Origin of the sequence: Collimonas sp. OK307 (assembly GCF_900113705.1) — a bacterium.
Lineage (GTDB): Bacteria > Pseudomonadota > Gammaproteobacteria > Burkholderiales > Burkholderiaceae_D > Collimonas.
In genome coordinates this window covers 19,626-38,514 of record NZ_FOQI01000023.1, presented here as the reverse complement: position 1 = coordinate 38,514, position 18,889 = coordinate 19,626, and the positions used below count along the sequence as shown (strand labels likewise).

Here is an 18,889-nt window from a genome sequence, read left to right as displayed (position 1 = left end):
ACACCGCCACAGTGAAGCCGAGCTTATACTGTGCGCAATCGAATAACGTTTATCAACCAGGATATCAATAGTGAAAAAAACCGGAATGGCAAAGAGCGATGCCAAAAAACTGATGGGAAAGATGGCGGCCCCAGGGGCTTCCGCTTTTGGCGGCAGCGATACCACAGTGGTCGACCGCCGCGAGCAGCGTAAGCGTGATCAGGCAGCGGGGCTGGTGCCGTTTGCGGTCAAACTGAACGGCGATCTGGTGCAGCAGCTGCAAACCCTGGCTAAAGAACGCGAACTGGATCTCAATCAATTGGTAGCCGAACTGCTTGCCAAGGGCCTCTCAGCCTGATGGTGTAAGAACGAGGCGGATAGAAGCAGATAGATGCGCACGTCAAAGGTGCGCATCTTGAGCAGGAGTCGAAACAACCGAAACGATGGCTGTTTTCCTATCTTTCGCTGTATACCGTAAAATATATCGAAATTAAAACTCCATCTCCTCAAGCGAAACAAATCCCACCCATGTCCACATTATTCAACCGCACACTGATTGCACTCGCCTTGCTGGGCGCCGTCGCCAGCCAAGCCCAGGCTCAAGATCCAATCAAGGTATTTGCTGCCGGCAGCCTGACCGGCCCGCTAACCGTGCTGGCGAAACAGTTCGGCGCCAGCACCGGTGAGTCGGTTGAGACGGTATTCGGCCCTTCCGGCCTGTTGCTGGAGCGCATAGAGCGCGGTGAAAAAGTAGATGTTTTTGCATCCGCGAACATGGCGCATCCGCAGCAGCTGGCCCGCGAAGGCAAGGCGATTCCGGCACTGGTGTTTGCTCGTAATAGCGTGTGCGTCCTGGCACGGCCGGAGCTGGCGTTAAGCGCGCAAAACCTTCTGAGTAAACTGCTGGACGCGAATGTCAAATTCGGCACCTCGACACCCCAGGCTGATCCCGGCGGCGACTACGCCTGGCAGTTATTTGCCAAAGCCGGCGCAATCCGGCCAGGCGCCAAAGAACTGCTCGAATCCAAAGCGCAGCAACTGGTGGGCGGCCGCCACAGCCCGGCAGTCCCGGCCGGGCGGGAGCCGGTAAAGTATTTTCTTGAAGAAAAACGAGTTGATGCCTTTATCGGCTATTGCAGCTCGCGTCAAACTGTCGCCGACAGTACGCTCACTAAAGTTGTGCTGCCCCCGGAGCTCGCGATTGCAGCCGATTTCGGCTTGACCGTGCTGAACAAGCCAGCTGGCACGCACGACGCAGCCTATCGCTTTGCCCTGTTCCTGCTTAGTCCGGAAGCACAGAAAACCTTTGCAGCTTACGGTTTTTCTCCGCTCTAACCTTGGCCATGATCGCCTCGCAATCTGTTCGTAATCAGCCCGCAATCCGCCAAAAACCAGCCCCGACGGCGGTTGTCGATTAAAATACCGATCCAGCAGGAGTTGCCCGGTCACCAAGACTTGGTCTTATGACACTGTGCTCCCCAGCTTCCCGATACGGTAAATTGATGATCAATCCAACAGCAAACGAAGAAGGCGTCGGCACGGCAAACGCGGAAACGATCCCAGAGGAAGCGATTGACGCGGCAGAAAAGCATCTGCGCGACATCCTTTCAATGACAATCCAGCACGCGCCGCCGCGTGCTGCCGTGGTTGTATCGGACACGCGCTGCGAACTCGCCATCGCGCTTACCGAAGCCTACCGGCGCTGCTTGCCGGATGCGACATTCATCGACTTCGATGCCGTCACACCGGATGCAGTGCTCGCCGCTTTTGCGGTACTTGGGGCGAACGACCTGGTGGTGCTGATTCAATCGACCAACTTCCGTTTGGAGGCGTTCCGGATCCGCGTCGAACTGTTCAAGCGTGCACTCAAGGTGATAGAACATCCGCATCTGTCGCGCATGCCGGGGGCGCAAGCGCTCTACTACATCGAGTCGCTGGCGTATGACCCCGGCTACTACCGCGGCGTCGGCTATGCGCTGAAAGCGCGGATCGACAACGCCCGCATGGGCGTCGTCGACAGCGGTGGCGAGCGCCTGGTGTTTGCGTCGCCGTTCGAGCCGGCCAAACTGAACATCGGCGACTACAGCGAAATGAACAATGTCGGCGGCCAGTTTCCCATCGGTGAAGTGTTCACCGAAGCGCAAGACCTGGAAGCGGTGAACGGACGCGTACGTATCTTTGTTTTTGGCGACACCTCGTTCCGGGTTAACCAGCCGGCGCATCCCATCACCCTGGTGATCAACAAGGGCCGCGTCACCGACGTGCTGGATTCAACTCCCGATTTCGATCAGGTACTAGCCAATATCCGCGCCGACGAAGGTGAAGTATGGCTGCGGGAGCTGGGTTTCGGCATGAATCGCGCGTTTTCGCGGGACCGGATGGTCAGCGATATCGGTACCTACGAACGCATGTGCGGCATCCACCTGTCACTCGGCGCCAAACACGGCGTCTACAACAAGGCCAATATCAAACGCGCAAGCGCCAGATATCACATCGATGTTTTTGCGGTAACTGAAGCCGTCTACCTTGATGACGAACAGGTTTATCGCAACGGCGCCTGGCAGATCTGAACCAAGGCCAGGCGTGGCCGTCTGGCAAACCGGTTAGTACCCGGTTGGCACCACCTACGACGGCATGTACAAAGGATAGAGAATATTTTCCTCGCGTGTGATGCGGTCGACCAGCACAGTGCCGAGGTTAGCGAATTCAGCCTTGAACGACGAGCGCGCATCCGGCGACGCCAGCCAATCCTTGCCTTGATATTTGTCGAAAAAATCAAAGGCGACGCGGCCTATGCCATCCATTTCTTTTTTATATGAGCGATAGACTTCGAGCAGATTCTGCTCCTCCGCCAGGCTGCGCCGCATATACGAATACAACTTGACGCCCTCGGTCAGCAGATGGCCGTACATCGCCATGCGCATTTCGCGCAATGACGTTGGCACAGCATCCCAGGCGCCGGCGCTCATCTTGTTCGCCACCGAGGAATACATCAACAGCAGGGCCGCATGATCGCTCTTAAGCTGGGGAATCAGCTTTTCATCGTATTGAATCTGATTGTTGGCGCTTTTCGCCGGTTGCAGCAGTTCCGCGCGCTCCATTAACGGCACTGCTCTTCTGGCCGGCGGCTGGGGGCTGACTGAATTCCTGACAACTTCGCGCGCCTCCTCGTCTTGCTTACTGGTTGCGGGTTTGTTGAAAATTGATTTCAGCCACATTTTTATTCTCCCCAGTTCCCACGTAAAAGGTGCACTTGCTGATTTTTATAATTGCCTTCCCATAACAATAGTACATTAAATTCCATGAGGAAATAAATTTCTCGAATGTAATTTTTTTAATACTTTTCACAGCTTGACTGTCCAAACCAGACAATCGCATCTGGCCTGGACGGTCGGCTACTAGCCAGTCATCAGGAAGAACACTGCTGCAAAGCTATCAGGAGGCTGTCCCACAGCTGATGCCGCTCGTCGATGGCTCGGATACCCGCCTCCAGCACTTCGCGGATCTGGGCTGGATCGTTGCCGGTAATCTCATCGATCATGCGCTGCGCGGCGGGACCGTGATCGCCTGAGTCGACCTCGATATGCCGTTCCAGATAGAAGGTAAGTTCGGGCACTGTCGCCGGATCTATGCGCCAGGTCTTGAGCAAGGCATGGAACATATCGGGGATGACATTTTCCCGCCCATAGAAAAAACTTCCCACCACCTGATGGGTCTGGCCGTCCTTGCACATGGTGATGGTGGAAGTTACGAAGCGCTGGATCGCCGGTAACGCTTCCGCCCGATTCAAGGCGGAGGCAAGCGTGTCGCCTTTCTTGATCATGGTTAAAAACTGACTGATCTGGCGGGTCGAGGCGCCTATCTCCTGCATCGCCGACAGGTAAAGATCAAAATGCGTCATGGCGCCCTTGGGCGTCAGATCCGACTCTTCTCCCAGCACTATCTCGTTGATCAACCGCGCTGCATGCGGATTGGCGGGCGGATACCACGGGACCGAAGTCGTCGTCAGATCCGCTTGCAAGCGCTTGACCAGCGACATGAAATCCCACACTGCAAAAACATGCCACTCCATGAACAGGCGCAGATCTGCCTCGGTTCGTATAGCGGAAAACACCGCATGGCTGGTCAATAACTCGTGCTTGTCTTTAAGGATAAGTTGCAGTGATTCGACGGTTGTTGTCATGTCATCTCCACGTTAAGTTACACACATATGTGTGCAAAACGACAATGACATAATTGTTTCCGTGTGGCAATATAATATAATTATATACATTAAATCAGCGTGACGAACCAGCCCGAGCCGTCCGGATGCGGTCAAGCTGATATATTCCGTGCTGATTGGAACCGAGACTTCCCGAGGCAGACGCAAGCGGCTTCGCGGCTCTGCCGTCCGTTCTCCGCATATGGAAATGCAAATGGCGGCTATTAAGCCTTCATGATGGGTTGGCTACATCAATACCCTAAGCTGTATTCACCGAACTCATCACCCCTTCAAATGACGAGCAGTCCAGCTACCTGGGTTCGGGCTGGCTAGTCAAAACATAACACGAGACACCCTGATGACGGTCGAGTCACGGCCGCTTCAAGGACATATAAGGAGCAGCTCGATCATGATGGAACAACAACTCCAGCCCCAGCCTGTCGTGGGCCTGGGAGATCCTATCGCCGTCGGCGAAGGCAAACTCGATCAATACTTTCAGATCACCGCCCGCGGCAGTACCACGCGTCGTGAAGTGGTGGCTGGCATCACCACTTTCCTGGCGATGGTCTATTCCGTTTTCGTCGTGCCCGGCATGTTGGGCCGCGCCGGCTTCGATGTCAGCGGCGTGTTCGTTGCGGTTTGCCTGACGACCGCTTTCGGCTCGTTGCTGATGGGCCTGTGGGCACGTTTGCCGATCGCCGTCGGGTGCGCGATTTCGCTGACCGCGTTCACCGCCTTCGGCCTGGTGCTCGGCAAAGGGTTGTCGCCCTCCGTAGCCCTTGGCGCGGTATTCCTGATGGGCCTGGTGTTCACCGCCATTTCCGTGACCGGCATCCGTTCCTGGATCCTGCAAAACCTGCCGTCCGGCGTTGCGCATGGCACCGGCGTCGGCATCGGTTTGTTCTTGCTGCTGATCGCCTCCAGCGAAGTCGGCATGGTGGTAAAAAATGCCGGTCCCGGCTTGCCGGTAGCACTCGGCCACATTACCGCGTTCCCTGTGGTGATGAGCATCCTCGGCCTGGCAGCCATCTTCGGCCTTGAACGGCGCCGCGTACCTGGCGGCATCCTGCTGGTAGTTGTCACCTTGTCCGTCATCGGCCTGATCTTCGATCCTGCAGTCAAATTTACCGGCGTGTTTGCTATGCCGGCGCTGAGCTCCCCAGGCCACGCTTCATTGATCGGTTCGATGGATATCAAGGGCGCGCTGAGCATGACAGTGTTGCCAAGTGTGCTGGCGCTGGTGATGACGGCGGTGTTCGATGCTACCGGCACGATTCGCGCTGTCGCCGGCCAAGCCGGCCAGGTCAATGAAAAGGGCTATATCAACAATGGCGGTAAAGCGTTGACAGCCGATTCGCTCAGTTCGATTTTTGCTTCTCTGGTCGGTGGCGCACCTGCTGCTGCTTATATTGAATCGACGGTAGGTACAGCCGCTGGCGCCCGCACCGGCCTGACGGCAGTCGTAGTCGGCCTGCTGTTTCTCGCGGTCATTTTCTTTTCGCCGCTGGCTGGCCTGGTGCCTTCCTATGCGACAGCTCCTGCACTGATGTATGTCGGTTTGCTGATGCTGGGCAGTGTGAGCCGCATGCATATGGATGACACGGTCGATGCCTTGTCCGGTCTGCTGTGCGCGGTGTTCATTGTGCTGACATGCAATATCGTAACGGGCATCATGCTGGGTTTCTGCACACTGGTGATCGGCCGTATCGTGTCTGGCGAGTTCCGCAAACTGAACGTTGGTACCGTCGCCATTGCTATCGCACTGGCAGCCTTCTATGCTGGCGGCTGGGCGATCTAAGGTTATACATTTTCAAAGTAACTTCGACTTTTCGGGTCTCCTTGAATTGTCGATTTATGGCAGCGCCTCCGGGTGCTGCTTTTTTTTTGGGGGGGGCTATCGACTTTCTTTCGGCCACCAGCAAAGACTAGCCATGCGCTCGCTGCGCTGGAATCCCAGCGACTCGTAGACGCGTGCAGCATGATAATTTTCGTCTGCAACCATCACCAATCGCACGGCGCGTTGGAAACCCTCCAGGGCAACATGATGCACCAGCGTACGACAGACGCCTTGATTGCGATGAGACGGCGCGGTATGCACCGATTGAAAACGAGCGGTTTCACCGTCGAAGAATAATCCAAGATTGGCCACCTGCTTGTCCTCAATAAATGCGCCCCACCAATCGCCACGATTATCGGCAATCATTCGCTCGTACACCGCTTGTTTCCCAGCCAAATAATTGAGGAACTCCGGCTCAGGAAATTTACCTGAGTTGTCGGCGACTTGCATCTCTGTCCAATTCGACCAATCGTCTCTATCTCTATAGCGACGGATCGTGACAGTCCGGTTTTCTTGTGCCGGCCAAACCAGATCTGCCGGAGTGGCGATAAGAACGATGTTTTCATTAAATTCATATCCGGCACCGATGAATGAATTCAATTCAGGTTCTTCATCTCCGACAACCGGCCACAAAAACGTACGATGTTTGATATGCGGCGGCGTGCCGACGAATTGGGCAAAATCAGACTCGAGCTGTTCGCGCTCTCCGTCCTGCGGAGCACGGCTCAGCACGAGCAGGTTTCCGAAATAGTAATCCGGAGAATTGGGTGTCCGCACAACCGTGTAGCCACCCTGCTGAATCACGCTGCCAACGACACGATTGAACATCAGATCGGTCTCGATGCCACGGTTAATCATCATTTTTTTCTGAATTTACTTTTTAACTGGCGCTTAATTTGGCGCGGCAACCAATACATTCACGGTTTCAGGCAACAGCGGAGGACGCGGACGAGGAACCTTCGAAGTGGGTGCCAGCGCCGGGCCGAATTTTCCGGTCACCAGGTAGACAAGATGACTGTCCGGGTTGAGGACCAATGTCCTCGCTCCTTTTTGCGTGGCAAGGTTGGCCTTTACCGTATATTTATCCGCTGTATCCTGATGCACCATTGTCAACGTGCCACCGCCATTGGAAACAAATACGAGTCCCGAATCAGGATCAAAAGCAGCAGCGTCCGGCCCCTCCCCGATCGCCACGGTGGTAACGACCTTTCCCGACAAGGAATCGACAACCGTCATTTTCTTGTTGCCGCATACCGAAAACAATCTGTGATGTTTGTCATCGATCGCCAGCCCGCTCGGTCCATCGCATGCAGCCATTTTCCAGTGCTTCACAATTTTTGAAGATTGCGCATCAATAACGGCAATTTCGTTCTTGTCTTCCACATTGAAAAAAACATGCCCTTGGCTGTCGCTGACCGCGAACTCCGGATGACCGGCAATGGGTAGCGTATCGATGACCTTGCGCGTAACAGCATCGATTATCGTGACACTTTCACCGCGCCTGTTGAAGCTGTAAATCTGCTTTAACTGAGGATAATAAAGTATCGAATCGGGTCCGGCGCCGGTCGTCTTCACCGTATCGATCGTATGAAGGCTATCGAGTTCAAAAACAGTTATCGTGTCTGACTTGCCATTACTGGTAAATCCAAGATTCAAGTCCTGCGCGATCGCCACGCCGTGGACGCCAGCGGTATCGACTATGTTGGCAACCACTTCCCCTGACTTGGTATCGAGCACCTGGACATGATCAGAACGGCTGACAAACAGGTGATCCCGTTTGCTGTCGATAGCCAGGTAATCCCATCCTTCAGTTCCTGTGACGGGAAAACGCGCCACTATCTTGTAGTTATCTGGTGTGGCGGCCAGAACCGCCGGGACCAGCGCAGCCTGCATTAACATGAGGGCGCCGATGGTAACGATAGTCGACCTGCTGAGGCTGAAGTTTTTCATGTACTCGATAATTGGTTAGATGAATGTCCGGTGACGGACGATATTTTTTACATATGAGCCGGACTCAGACTAATCAAGAATAGTTAGCGCACAATTAGGATGTCAGTAATGCTGATATGACGCCAAGGCTGCCCTGTTTATAGCGTCAGCACATATTTGCATAAACAACCGGAATCTTAAAGATAAAATAGGATGCCGCCATCTGTGAAAACTGCAATCAATCAGAATCGTTCGATTTAACCTTCTAGCCAGGAGCAAACATGCCGCTTACCCGCATTTCCCTGAAACACGGAACATCCGTTGAATACCGCGAGGCAATCATGTCGGGTATATATGAAGCCATGCGGGAGACGTTCAACGTTCCGGAGAACGACCGATTCATGACGGTACATCAGCACGGAGATGGCGAGTTCGATTTTGGCGCCGACTATCTGGGCATCCATCGTTCAGATCGACTTGTGATTATCCAGATCACCGCAAACAACACGCGTACCTTAGATCAGAAGAGAGCCTTGTATAAAGCTATCGCCGAGCGGCTTGCAGACAAACCCGGCGTCAGACCTGAAGACGTTTTTATAAGCCTGGTGGAAGTAGCGAAGGAAAACTGGTCGTTCGGCTTCGGAGAGGCTCAGTATGCCTGAGCCAGGATCACCTACTCGATAGTGTTAGCCCGAGCCGCGATTTATGCAACGTTATACGCCGTCACGAAAGGACAAAATGCTGGAACTCAGACCTACTTGCGAGCACTGCAATAAGGGATTGCCGCCCGAATCCCTGGAAGCACGAATTTGCAGCTACGAATGCACGTTTTGCGCGAATTGCGTCAATGATATTTTGGAAAACGTTTGTCCGAACTGCGGTGGCGGCTTTGTTCCAAGGCCGGTCAGACCGGCAAAAAATTTAAAGAACGACAATTTCCTTGGAAAAAATCCAGCCAGCACCAAGATCAAGTATCGGCCAGTTGATCTGGACGCCCACGCCTTGTTCGCGGCAGCAATCAAGTCCATTCCAGCCGAGAAGCGATAGCGTGCAAAGCGCTACCCTGCATTGAAGCTCCGAGAGCGACCGCTCCCGGAGTCTCCATCGCTGTTGCAGGATCACAGCCGGAACTCTTATCTACAGCGTTTTCGTGTACAGCGCGCACGGCACCCCAAACAGAAGAGGCAGCTCTTTTATTTTCTCAAACCCACATTCGACATACAAACGCTGGGCGGCCTTCATGACAGAGGTAGTATGCAATGCGAGGACCGGAGCATCATCGCGCTTTGCCCTTGCGACGCACTCTTCCAGCAATTGCTTACCCAACCCGAGTCCACGATATCCGGGCGCAACAGACAACATGCGGACCATTGGCCAATCGGCTTGAAAAAAACCAGGTTTAGGTTGATGCGCGCCGACATAACCGACTGCCCCGACGATCTGGCTGTTCAACTCGGCTACGATAATTTCGCTTTGATCGGCATGTTCCGTCAGCGACCCGAGCCGGGCGGCAAGCTGGTCTCCCTGCGGCATCAGATCGATCAACTCTGTCCACGCTCCGCGGACCACCGCATCAACAGAATCTCTCTCGATAGGATCAAAATTCCTGATTCGTACCTGTATTTCTGATGTCACACTCACTCCACAAAACGTTTGATCGGATGTCGATGCGCCAGCGTTAAATTCCGCCATTAAAGTCCAACCTTGTGCGCCGTGAATATCAGCCGAAGTCCGAGAGCTGCGATTGCACCGGCAGCTACGCGATCAACCCATACTTTGACTTTCAAATAATATTCGCGCGGACGCCTGCTGGAAAAACACAGTGCGACAATCGTATACCACCCTGCTTCAATCGCGAAAACCATAGGTGGAAGCGCCAGGTAACACCACAGGGGAGGATGCTGTGGCAGCAAGGCTGCAAAGATGCTGCCATAGTAGATGGCTGTCTTCGGATTGCTCAACTGTGTACTGAGTCCCATCACGAAGGACTTCCGTACATTCGCCGGGTCTGCGGACGAGCCGTTATCAACTGTGAGTTGCGCTGACGCGCCGCGCCAGATTTTAGAGGCGATATAAACCAGGTACACCCCGCCGGCAACTTTCAGGCCCACATAAAGCCAGGTGACAGACGCCAGCAATGAATACAGTCCAACCAATGCAATTCCACTAAAAAAAACGCCGCCAACTCCCATGCCAAGAGCGGTCGCCAGTCCATCACGACGCGACAGGCCGATGGAATTACGGGCAACCATGACAAAGCTTGGTCCCGGGCTCATCGCGCCGATCAATAACGCGGCGAGGATGGCGGTAATTGCGGCTAGCGGGCTCATGGGCGGCTCCATATGATGATGAAATTGCTGCTCATAAGAATAGCATGTCCATATGAATCGCCTTAGGCGGCTGCGCTTAATGCGGCCCCACCCCATGCACCAGCAGAGAGATCGCATGCCGGGCAATTGCCCCGGCATCAACTGGACGCCCTGCCGGGCCGATCTGCCGCGTCATGATTGCTGCGAGTGGCAGAATCGTCACCCCCATCAGCGACATGAATATCAGCGCTGGTTCCAGATCGGAATTGAGCAACCCTTCGCGTTGCCATCGTTTGATGCATTGAAGCGCGGCCTTCTGGTCTTCATCGCCGACGCGCTCGTGCATCCGTTGCTTGATCAGGCCGTCATGCGTGATTATTCCGCGCAGCCATAGCGGCGCAAACCACGGATAAGTTGTTGTGATATCGACAAACCGTCGCGTCAGTTCCGTGATGGCAGCCACGGGATCGCTCGGGTGGGCCTGGAACACGCCGCCCAATGCCGCTTTTACCGGTAGAAAACGCTCTTCGACCAGCACGTCGATCAACTGATCGCGACTGGTGAAGTAGTAATTCACCATCGCCGGCGTCACCTTGGCTTCGCGCGCAATGGAGGCGAGCGTCGTATCGGCGATGCCTTGCCGCGCAAACAATACCAGCGCCGTATCGAGCAGGCGGTTGCGTTGCTCGGGCCCGCGCACGCTGCCCGCCGGCCGCCCGGGCCGCTTTGCCGCAGCGCGTGGGGCCACCGCTGCCTCCGGCGCGAATGCTGCGGGCTCGGTGGATTTTCTTTTTACCATCTGCGATTTGACAATTTAACCATTCGACAATTTAACCATTCGAGCATTTGACTATGCAAGGAATTTAACATATATTAAATGATCGTTTAATTAATCTCAACCAGATTTCCCCTCCCCCTTCCTTCTTATGAACGCTGACAATCCTGCGCTTATTGAAAACGCCGGCTCGACAAACGATCACGCGCAAAATCATCCGCCGATTCGCCTCATCTTTTCGGCGCTACTGCTTGTGATGCTGCTCGCGGCCCTCGACCAGACGATCGTATCGACCGCATTGCCGACGATTGTCAGCGACCTGGGCGGCCTTGAAAGCCTGTCATGGGTAGTTACCTCCTACCTGCTGGCATCGACCATCGTCGTACCGCTCTATGGAAAATTCGGCGACCTGTTCGGCCGCAAGATCGTCTTGCAGGCGGCAATCGTGTTATTCCTTCTCGGCTCTGCTCTGTGCGGGGTTGCGCAGAACATGCCACAGCTGGTGATCCTGCGTGCGATCCAGGGGCTTGGCGGCGGCGGCCTGATGGTGGTGACGATGGCCGCAATCGGCGACATCATTCCGCCTGCCGAGCGCGGCCGCTATCAAGGCATGTTTGGCGGCGTGTTCGGGCTGGCGACTGTGGTCGGCCCACTCATCGGCGGCTTTCTGGTCGAGCATTTGTCCTGGCGCTGGATCTTCTATATCAACCTGCCGCTCGGCATCATCGCGCTGCTAGTGATCGGCGCCGTATTCAAGCCGCACATCGTGCGCATAAAGCACCAGATCGACTATATGGGGGCGGCATTTCTCGCATCCGCGCTGACTTGCATCATCCTGTTTACCAGCCAGGGCGGCACGATCCTGCCATGGTCTTCGCCACAACTATGGTTCACGCTGGCACTTGGTTTCTTGTCGATCGGCGGTTTCATCTATGAAGAACGTCTCGCGGCTGAACCAATCATACCGCTCGAACTCTTTCGCCAGCGTACCTTCGTGTTGAGCAGTCTGATCGGATTCATCGTGGGCATGTCGTTGTTCGGGTCGGTAACCTTCCTTCCGCTCTATCTTCAAGTCGTCAAAAATTCGACTCCATCGGAAGCCGGCATGCAATTGCTGCCGCTGATGGGCGGCTTGTTAACCACATCGATCATCGGTGGACAGATCATCAGCAAGATCGGCAGATACCGCTACTTTCCGATCATCGGCACATTCATTGCCTGTATCGGGATGTTCCTGCTCGCCTCCATGGATAACACCACGCCGATCCACGTAATGTATTTGTACATGGGTCTGCTCGGCGCCGGACTCGGCATGGTGATGCAAGTGCTTGTGCTTGCGGTGCAGAACAGCGTGTCCTTCAAACACATGGGTGTTGCGACATCCGGTGCGATGATGTTCCGTTCGATTGGCGGTTCGATCGGCGTCGCCGCGTTCGGTGCGTTGTTCACGCACGGATTACATACACGGCTTGCTGCGCTCATTCCAGCCGGCACAGAACTGCCTCAGACCTTCGGTCCCGCAACGGTGCATCATCTACCCGCCGTACTGCGTGACGATTATCTGCAAGCGTTTGGCGGAGCACTGAGCACGGTCTATATCAGCGCAGGGTGCCTGATCGCGCTGGCGTTTGCGCTGGCATGGCTGTTCGAGGATATCCCGTTACTGAAAAAAGCCGGATCGTAAGATCTCATTTCATTGAAACCGGACATCCTCAAAACTGACGGCAAACCTGTTTCCTCTAGAATGTCGCCCACTCGCCGTCGGCGGCGGTGGCAACTGCAGCAACTTTCGTCACACGCTTCAAGGGCTTCACGTTCGTCGCCGCCGGTTGCTTGATGCTGCGTCGCGCAATGGCAATACGGCCAGCGGTCGCCGCGGCCGGAGACGAGCGACTTATCGTCTTTAAAGACGTGCTGCCGGAGGTCGACATCTCACCAGTATTGAACACGCTGACCACATTCACCAGGTTAGCGGCCTGGTCCTGCAAAGATTCGGCAGCGGCGGCAGCCTCCTCGACCAACGCGGCATTCTGCTGCGTGACCTGGTCCATCTGCATGATCGCCTGGTTCACCTGTTCAATCCCTGCGGTTTGTTCCTCGCTCGCCGCGGCAATCTCGCTCATGATGTCGGTGACCCGTTTGACGCTGTCGACGATCTCGTCCATGGTGATGCCGGCCTGATCAACCAGCTTGACCCCGATATCAACTTTTTCGACAGAATCGCCAATCAAGGTTTTAATCTCTTTAGCGGCCGCAGCGGAGCGCTGCGCCAGGCTGCGCACCTCACTGGCAACGACCGCGAAACCACGTCCCTGTTCGCCAGCGCGCGCCGCTTCCACCGCTGCATTCAGCGCCAGGATATTGGTCTGGAACGCGATACTGTCAATGACGCCGATAATGTCGACGATCATCTTGGCCGATGTATTGATCGAACCCATTGTCTCAACCACTTGCGACACCACGCCACCGCCCTTGATCGCGACGCCGGATGCGGAAACAGCCAGTTGATTGGTTTGCCGCGCATTGTCGGCATTCTGTTTCACGGTACTGGTCAATTGCTCCATTGACGCTGCGGTTTCCTCCAGCGAACTGGCTTGTTGCTCGGTACGTGCCGACAGGTCTTGATTACCAGATGCAATCTGACTCGATGCGGTAGCGATAGTATCGGTACCGGTGCGCACGTCGCCGACGACGGTCAACAGACTGTCGTTCATGTCTTTCAACGCCTGCATCAACTGACCGGTTTCATCAGCGGTCTTCACTTCGATGCGGCTGCTCAGATTGCCGGAGGCGACGGTTTGCGCAACTTTGATTGCCTCACCCAATGGCCGCGTGATGGAGCGTGAGATCAGGAATGCACACACCGCCCCAATACAACCATCAACACACCTAACAACACCATGAGATTGAAGCTGCGGCAATATAACTGCGCAATCTCGCGCCCAATCTGGTCGATGCTCTTTCTTTGCAAAGAAAGAAGTTCATCAAGCTGACCTTTGTAGTTTTTCGAATCTGGTAAAAATACATCATTGTAAATGCGTGATGATTCTTCGCCGTTACGGCCGCCGGTTTAACGTGCTTGATCTTCCCTTTCCCAGAGAGCCTGATCGGCTAGAAAACAGCAATCCCATAATTTGGGAATTAAATTTGTAATTATGGGAATTGTGTCCGATGATAAGTCCATGAACAAGATCAATTCATCAGATTTGGAGAGCCCGCTTTCGGCTACTCCCACCAGCGAACGGTCACTAATGGTGCTTTCCGTTATCGCCCGGCATGGCAAGCCGATCACGGCCAAGCAACTTAAGGATGCAACTAAATTGCCCCAAAGCACTTTATATCGGCATTTGCTTCCCCTTAAGAAATGGGGGCTGATACAGGAACAAGATAATCTCTACGCACCAGGTCCATTCAGTGTGCAACTCGCCTGGGGCTTTGATCACACCTCCTATCTGGTCGCCCATGCTCGCCCGGAAATGGAAAAATTGATGATGCGGTGCGGGGAAAGCGTCGGGCTGATGGTCGCCGTCAACAATCAGGTGATGTGTCTCGATATGGTGGAGAGCCACCATTCCTTGCGTTGCTCGTTTTCAAAGGGGCGTTCGCAGCCATTGCTGCGCGGTGCTTCCGCTAAAGCGCTGCTGGCGCACTTATCTGCACCAATGGTTGATGACGTGATTGCAGGATCACTGCCCGGGCAACCAAAAGAGCAGCAACTCCTGCGCGAAGAATTGGCGAAGATACGCGCTCAAGGATATGCGGTGAGCGAGGGCGAAGTAGACATGGGCGTATGGGGCATCAGTGCTCCGATTTTTAGTAAATCGAATCACATGGTAGGTGCCATCACCTTGATGTCGCCAGCTATCAGAGCCGAAGACAGGCAACAAGAATTGATTGGATTGACGGTCAAGACTGCACTCGTCATCAGTGAGTGCTTAAAACTATATTAGCAAGTATTTTTTCAGGAGACAAAAATGAATCATCGCCGCTTTTTCATTGCACTGGCCGTCGCAGTCAGTTTTATAGTGCCAACACTGGCTAACGCCCAGTCCGCAGGAGTCATTCGGGTTGTAACCGATTCGACTTTCCCGCCCTTCGAGTTTTTCAAAGATGGGAAAAGAACCGGATTCGACATCGAACTGATGGAGACGCTGGCCAAATCGATGGGCAAGAAAATCGAATGGACTGACATCGACTTCAAAGGCCTGATCCCAGGGTTGATTTCGAAACGGTTCGACGTCGCCGCCTCGGCAATCTATGTCACCGAAGATCGGCGCAAGGTAGTGGATTTCACCGATCCTTATTACCCCGGCGGCCTGGTGATCGTCGTGAAGAGCGGCAACAACACCATCCTTAAACCAGCCGATCTGAATGGCAAACGTATCGCAGTTCAGGTGGGCACCAAATCAGTGAACTATCTCAAGGAATATTTCCCGCAGGTCGACCGCGTGGAAGTCGAAAAAAACCAGGAGATGTTTAACCTGGTCGAAATTGGACGCGCCGATGCAGCGGTAACCGGAAAGCCGGCCGCCTTGGAATATGTGAAAGCGCGGCCTGGCCTGAAAGTTATCGATAAGCCAGTCAGCGTCGAACTGTACGGCTTCGCGGTCAGGAAGGATTTACCTGAAGTAACCCAGGCATTGAACGCTGCGCTGAAGAAATCGAAACTCGATGGCAGCTACGACAAACTAGTAAAAAAATGGCTTGATTCGTCTGCGAAATAATCACAGTCGGCGATAACAATATTGATGTTGAACGAGGAGAAATACAATTGAGCCTTGATTTTTTACCAGTCCTCAGCGGCTGGACTGATTTGGCACGTGGCGCGTTGGTGACGGTAGAAATTACCTCGGCGTCGCTGCTGATGGGGTGCGTGCTTGGGTTGCTGGTCGGGATGGGCCGGCTTGACCCAAGCAAACGGGTACGCTACGGACTTTGCACAACCTACGTAACCTTTATTCGAGGAACACCGCTGCTGGTGCAATTGTTCCTGCTGTTTTTCGGCCTGCCCGAACTGAACATCCTGCTGCCAGCTTTTGTATGCGGCATTTTAGGACTGGGGATTTATTCCGGCGCCTACGTCTCGGAAATTGTCCGAGGTGCGATTCAGTCGATTGAGAAGGGACAGATGGAAGCTGCGCGTTCGCTCGGCATGTCCGCTGGAACAGCCATGCGCACCATCATCCTGCCGCAAGCTGTGGTGCGGATGATTCCTCCCTTGGGGAATGAATTCATCGCACTGATCAAGAATTCTGCACTGGTTTCCTTGTTGACCATCGCCGACCTGATGCACGAAGGTCAAAAAATCATCAGTGTGTCGTATCGGTCACTCGAAGTGTATTTGGCTATCGCTCTGGTGTACCTGGTATTAACGAGTCTTACCAGCATGGCGTTGCAAAGAATAGAGCGTCACTTGAGAGCCGGAGGAGCAGTGCAATGAAATCCATCATCAAATTAAACGGACTGGGAAAATCGTTTTCAGGTAACCGCATCCTGCACGGCATCGACCTGGAAGTCCACCCGTCGCAAGTGATCGTCATCATCGGTCCCAGCGGCTCGGGGAAGAGCACGCTATTACGTTGCTGTAACGGCTTGGAAGTAGCTGAAGAAGGCGATATCGAAATTTGTGAAAAGAAATTGCTGACCGACGGCCGCATGTTGTCCGATCATGATTTGAACCATCTGCGAGAACAAGTCGGCATGGTGTTTCAATCGTTCAACCTGTTCCCGCATTTATCGGTATTGGGGAACGTCACCGTCGGACCGCGCAAGATCCAGGGCATGGATAAGCAAAGCGCTGAAACCCTGGCACGTGAACTATTGGCTAAAGTCGGATTGGCGCACAAGGCAGACGCGATGCCTGCCACCCTGTCCGGCGGACAAAAGCAGCGAGTCGCCATCGCCCGTGCATTAGCGATGAAACCCCAAGTCATGCTGTTCGACGAGCCGACTTCTGCGCTAGATCCGGAACTTGTCGGCGAAGTGCTGCAAGTGATGAAGGCCCTGGCCAACGAAGGCATGACAATGCTGGTCGTCACGCATGAAATGGGATTTGCGAGAGAAGTCGCGGATATTGTCGTAGTGATGGATCACGGCCGCATCGTCGAATCGGGGCCGCCAGACCAGATTTTCGTCAACCCGCGCGAAGACCGCACCCGCAGCTTCCTGCAGGCGGTATTGTCCAGGAATCAGCAAAGCAGCGCCGCATGACAGATCAATTCATTTGGGCCGGCCGGCAAGATACCGACAGCGCAGGCGACACACGTCGCCTGCATCAGGTCGTCATGCCGTTTAATGCCTCATCCGAAAACAACGCTACCTTGATCGGTTTTTCCTGCGACGAAGGAGTGCGTCGCAATCATGGACGCATCGGCGCCGCACAAGGCCCGGATGCGATCCGGCGCATGCTGGCTAATCTTCCGGCGCATGGCATTGATTGCCTGTTCGATGCAGGCAACATCAGTTGCATTGATGGCAAACTGGAGCAAGCGCAACTGCGGCTGGCTGATCACGTCAAGCAGGCGCTTTCACAGCGCGTATTCCCTTTGGTATTGGGTGGCGGGCACGAGGTCGCATACGGCACCTTCCTTGGCATCGCGAGCCATCTGGATCAAACGTTGCGCACTGAACGGTTGCTTATTATTAATTTTGACGCACATTTTGATTTGCGGGAATCCGATCAGGCGAGTTCAGGCACCCCATTTAAACAAATGTCCGAATGGTGTCGTCAGGCCGGCGTTGAGTTCAACTATCTTTGCTATGGCATCAGCCAGTTGGGCAACACACCCGCACTATTTTCCCGCGCCCGGGAACTTGGTGTGCATTTCAAGCTGGATAGTGAAATCGCATTTGGCAACCTCGCCGATTTCGGACGAGAACTGCAGGAGCAACTCGCAGCTGCGACCCTTGTCTACCTGACGATTGACCTGGATGTCTTACCTGCCGAGAAAGCGCCAGGAGTTTCCGCGCCTGCGGCCTTGGGCATGCAACTCGAAAAAGTGGAATACCTGATACGGATCGCCAAGGATTCCGGCAAGCTGATCGCCGCCGACATTGCGGAATGCAATCCAACCTATGATCGCGACGGGCTCACCGCGAAAGTGGCAGCGCGCCTGGCACATACGTTACTTCAACCTTGTTGAATTCACATTTTCACCTAAAACGTGTGCATAACGCCGTCCCAGGCAATTGATACCGGAGCAGATCAGAATTGCTGATAGTCATATCGAAAGCAGCCCAAACCGTCATGCCATGGAAGAACGACGGCGGCATTACACGAGAGATCATTCGTTGTCCGGCCAATAGCAGTCTCGATAATTTCGAGTGGCGCATCAGCGTGGCAACTGTCAGTACCGCCGGCCGGTTTTCGATTTTTCCGGGAATTGACCGATCGCTGGCTCTTACTGAAGGCGGAGAATTATTGATCAGCCAGGACGCCAGGCATTTTACGTTGACGTCTGAAGCACCCATCTTTGAATTTGCCGGCGAAGAGCAGGTAGGTTCATCCCTGCTCGCCGGGCCCGTCACCGATTTCAACGTGATGACCCGGCGACGCCTGCACACGCACACGCTTCACCGTTTCGCGTTTACCGGTACCTTGTGCGTTCCTCATCGTGGCCATACCAGCGCGGTATATATCGTTAAAGGCTCACCCCACATCCGGCAGCCGAAATCAGGTGTCGTGCAACTAGCCCCAGGTGATGCAGTTCTGCTCACGGCTCCCGATCAGGAACTCACGCTTGATGCGACGGAGGCAGAAATCATGGTGACCAATATATTTGACGTCTCGAACTGACGATTCCCATTGATATCTTTAATTCGCTCAACGCGTCGAAACGTTGTTATTTGGCACCATTCGA

20 protein-coding genes and 1 pseudogene are annotated in these 18,889 nt (G+C 54.4%); 13 read left to right on the top strand and 8 right to left on the bottom strand.

Annotated elements, in window-relative coordinates; genetic code table 11:
• Window positions 1–70: 70 nt before the first annotated feature.
• The 3 genes from BM205_RS22045 to BM205_RS22035 all read left to right on the top strand — a co-directional run bounded on the left by BM205_RS22045 (window position 71) and on the right by BM205_RS22035 (window position 2,549).
• A complete protein-coding gene (locus BM205_RS22045; protein WP_092417009.1) occupies window positions 71–337 on the top strand; it encodes a hypothetical protein in 267 nt (88 codons plus the stop codon).
• A gap of 170 nt (window positions 338–507) precedes the next feature.
• Window positions 508–1,314: a molybdate ABC transporter substrate-binding protein gene (gene modA / locus BM205_RS22040; protein WP_092417008.1), complete on the top strand. Its 807-nt coding sequence runs from the start codon at window positions 508–510 to the stop codon at window positions 1,312–1,314.
• A 167-nt stretch (window positions 1,315–1,481) separates the two neighbouring features.
• Window positions 1,482–2,549 (top strand): M29 family metallopeptidase, encoded by a 1,068-nt coding sequence (locus BM205_RS22035; RefSeq protein WP_092417007.1) that lies wholly within the window; start codon window positions 1,482–1,484, stop codon window positions 2,547–2,549.
• Window positions 2,550–2,603: 54 nt separating this feature from the next.
• Here the strand turns inward: BM205_RS22035 and BM205_RS22030 are convergent, their stop codons facing one another.
• Both BM205_RS22030 and BM205_RS22025 read right to left on the bottom strand, forming a co-directional pair.
• Window positions 2,604–3,197, bottom strand: coding sequence for a hemerythrin domain-containing protein (locus tag BM205_RS22030; protein ID WP_092417006.1), 594 nt, complete (start codon window positions 3,195–3,197; stop codon window positions 2,604–2,606).
• Between the two features lie 191 nt (window positions 3,198–3,388).
• A complete protein-coding gene (locus BM205_RS22025) occupies window positions 3,389–4,162 on the bottom strand; it encodes a DUF3050 domain-containing protein (protein WP_092417005.1) in 774 nt (257 codons plus the stop codon).
• Between the two features lie 430 nt (window positions 4,163–4,592).
• Between BM205_RS22025 and BM205_RS22020 the strand changes: the two genes are divergently transcribed.
• Complete coding sequence (locus BM205_RS22020) at window positions 4,593–5,978, top strand: NCS2 family permease (RefSeq protein ID WP_092417032.1); 1,386 nt, start codon at window positions 4,593–4,595, stop codon at window positions 5,976–5,978.
• Between the two features lie 96 nt (window positions 5,979–6,074).
• Here BM205_RS22020 and BM205_RS22015 read toward each other — a convergent pair whose 3' ends face one another.
• Window positions 6,075–6,878, bottom strand: a complete 804-nt coding sequence (locus BM205_RS22015; RefSeq protein WP_092417004.1) for a GNAT family N-acetyltransferase — start codon at window positions 6,876–6,878, stop codon at window positions 6,075–6,077.
• 30 nt (window positions 6,879–6,908) lie between these two features.
• Window positions 6,909–7,967: a YncE family protein gene (locus BM205_RS22010; protein ID WP_139227357.1), complete on the bottom strand. Its 1,059-nt coding sequence runs from the start codon at window positions 7,965–7,967 to the stop codon at window positions 6,909–6,911.
• Between the two features lie 260 nt (window positions 7,968–8,227).
• On the opposite strand from BM205_RS22010, the gene BM205_RS22005 reads away from it, so the two are divergent.
• Window positions 8,228–8,608: a tautomerase family protein gene (locus tag BM205_RS22005; protein ID WP_092417002.1), complete on the top strand. Its 381-nt coding sequence runs from the start codon at window positions 8,228–8,230 to the stop codon at window positions 8,606–8,608.
• Window positions 8,609–8,684: 76 nt separating this feature from the next.
• Window positions 8,685–8,993: a DUF1272 domain-containing protein gene (locus BM205_RS22000; protein WP_092417031.1), complete on the top strand. Its 309-nt coding sequence runs from the start codon at window positions 8,685–8,687 to the stop codon at window positions 8,991–8,993.
• A gap of 90 nt (window positions 8,994–9,083) precedes the next feature.
• Here the strand turns inward: BM205_RS22000 and BM205_RS21995 are convergent, their stop codons facing one another.
• The 3 genes from BM205_RS21995 to BM205_RS21985 form a co-directional block, all read right to left on the bottom strand.
• The gene (locus BM205_RS21995; RefSeq protein WP_175511354.1) at window positions 9,084–9,581 is read right to left on the bottom strand and encodes a GNAT family N-acetyltransferase; all 498 of its coding nucleotides are present in this window, start codon (window positions 9,579–9,581) and stop codon (window positions 9,084–9,086) included.
• A 56-nt stretch (window positions 9,582–9,637) separates the two neighbouring features.
• The gene (locus tag BM205_RS21990) at window positions 9,638–10,276 is read right to left on the bottom strand and encodes a LysE family translocator (RefSeq protein ID WP_092417000.1); all 639 of its coding nucleotides are present in this window, start codon (window positions 10,274–10,276) and stop codon (window positions 9,638–9,640) included.
• A gap of 76 nt (window positions 10,277–10,352) precedes the next feature.
• A complete protein-coding gene (locus BM205_RS21985) occupies window positions 10,353–11,054 on the bottom strand; it encodes a TetR/AcrR family transcriptional regulator (protein ID WP_092416999.1) in 702 nt (233 codons plus the stop codon).
• 127 nt (window positions 11,055–11,181) lie between these two features.
• On the opposite strand from BM205_RS21985, the gene BM205_RS21980 reads away from it, so the two are divergent.
• Window positions 11,182–12,714 (top strand): MDR family MFS transporter, encoded by a 1,533-nt coding sequence (locus tag BM205_RS21980; protein ID WP_092416998.1) that lies wholly within the window; start codon window positions 11,182–11,184, stop codon window positions 12,712–12,714.
• A 55-nt stretch (window positions 12,715–12,769) separates the two neighbouring features.
• Here BM205_RS21980 and BM205_RS21975 read toward each other — a convergent pair.
• Window positions 12,770–13,882: pseudogene (locus BM205_RS21975) on the bottom strand (methyl-accepting chemotaxis protein); the annotation flags it as partial.
• Between the two features lie 330 nt (window positions 13,883–14,212).
• Between BM205_RS21975 and BM205_RS21970 the strand changes: the two are divergent.
• From BM205_RS21970 to BM205_RS21945, 6 genes are all read left to right on the top strand, one after another.
• The gene (locus BM205_RS21970) at window positions 14,213–14,980 is read left to right on the top strand and encodes an IclR family transcriptional regulator (protein ID WP_092417030.1); all 768 of its coding nucleotides are present in this window, start codon (window positions 14,213–14,215) and stop codon (window positions 14,978–14,980) included.
• A gap of 24 nt (window positions 14,981–15,004) precedes the next feature.
• Window positions 15,005–15,754: a transporter substrate-binding domain-containing protein gene (locus tag BM205_RS21965; protein ID WP_092416997.1), complete on the top strand. Its 750-nt coding sequence runs from the start codon at window positions 15,005–15,007 to the stop codon at window positions 15,752–15,754.
• Window positions 15,755–15,801: 47 nt separating this feature from the next.
• Window positions 15,802–16,470 carry an amino acid ABC transporter permease gene (locus BM205_RS21960; RefSeq protein ID WP_092416996.1) on the top strand — a complete coding sequence of 223 codons (669 nt, stop codon included), beginning with the start codon at window positions 15,802–15,804 and terminating at the stop codon, window positions 16,468–16,470.
• Window positions 16,467–17,240, top strand: a complete 774-nt coding sequence (locus BM205_RS21955; RefSeq protein WP_092416995.1) for an amino acid ABC transporter ATP-binding protein — start codon at window positions 16,467–16,469, stop codon at window positions 17,238–17,240. The genes BM205_RS21960 and BM205_RS21955 overlap by 4 nt, the downstream gene beginning before the upstream one ends.
• On the top strand, window positions 17,237–18,172 hold the full coding sequence (hutG, locus tag BM205_RS21950) for a formimidoylglutamase (protein ID WP_092416994.1): 936 nt from the start codon (window positions 17,237–17,239) through the stop codon (window positions 18,170–18,172). The genes BM205_RS21955 and hutG overlap by 4 nt, the downstream gene beginning before the upstream one ends.
• 68 nt (window positions 18,173–18,240) lie before the next feature.
• Window positions 18,241–18,825 carry a HutD/Ves family protein gene (locus BM205_RS21945; protein WP_092416993.1) on the top strand — a complete coding sequence of 195 codons (585 nt, stop codon included), beginning with the start codon at window positions 18,241–18,243 and terminating at the stop codon, window positions 18,823–18,825.
• The last annotated feature ends 64 nt before the right edge of the window (window positions 18,826–18,889 follow it).

Coding starts and splice junctions, on each gene's coding strand:
- modA (WP_092417008.1), top strand. CDS start 508: ATGTCCACATTATTCAACCGCACACTGATTGCACTCGCCTTGCTGGGC.
- BM205_RS22035 (WP_092417007.1), top strand. CDS start 1,482: ATGATCAATCCAACAGCAAACGAAGAAGGCGTCGGCACGGCAAACGCG.
- BM205_RS22030 (WP_092417006.1), bottom strand. CDS start 3,197: ATGTGGCTGAAATCAATTTTCAACAAACCCGCAACCAGTAAGCAAGAC.
- BM205_RS22025 (WP_092417005.1), bottom strand. CDS start 4,162: ATGACAACAACCGTCGAATCACTGCAACTTATCCTTAAAGACAAGCAC.
- BM205_RS22020 (WP_092417032.1), top strand. CDS start 4,593: ATGGAACAACAACTCCAGCCCCAGCCTGTCGTGGGCCTGGGAGATCCT.
- BM205_RS22015 (WP_092417004.1), bottom strand. CDS start 6,878: ATGATGATTAACCGTGGCATCGAGACCGATCTGATGTTCAATCGTGTC.
- BM205_RS22010 (WP_139227357.1), bottom strand. CDS start 7,967: ATGAAAAACTTCAGCCTCAGCAGGTCGACTATCGTTACCATCGGCGCC.
- BM205_RS22005 (WP_092417002.1), top strand. CDS start 8,228: ATGCCGCTTACCCGCATTTCCCTGAAACACGGAACATCCGTTGAATAC.
- BM205_RS22000 (WP_092417031.1), top strand. CDS start 8,685: ATGCTGGAACTCAGACCTACTTGCGAGCACTGCAATAAGGGATTGCCG.
- BM205_RS21990 (WP_092417000.1), bottom strand. CDS start 10,276: ATGAGCCCGCTAGCCGCAATTACCGCCATCCTCGCCGCGTTATTGATC.
- BM205_RS21985 (WP_092416999.1), bottom strand. CDS start 11,054: ATGGTAAAAAGAAAATCCACCGAGCCCGCAGCATTCGCGCCGGAGGCA.
- BM205_RS21980 (WP_092416998.1), top strand. CDS start 11,182: ATGAACGCTGACAATCCTGCGCTTATTGAAAACGCCGGCTCGACAAAC.
- BM205_RS21970 (WP_092417030.1), top strand. CDS start 14,213: ATGAACAAGATCAATTCATCAGATTTGGAGAGCCCGCTTTCGGCTACT.
- BM205_RS21965 (WP_092416997.1), top strand. CDS start 15,005: ATGAATCATCGCCGCTTTTTCATTGCACTGGCCGTCGCAGTCAGTTTT.
- BM205_RS21955 (WP_092416995.1), top strand. CDS start 16,467: ATGAAATCCATCATCAAATTAAACGGACTGGGAAAATCGTTTTCAGGT.
- hutG (WP_092416994.1), top strand. CDS start 17,237: ATGACAGATCAATTCATTTGGGCCGGCCGGCAAGATACCGACAGCGCA.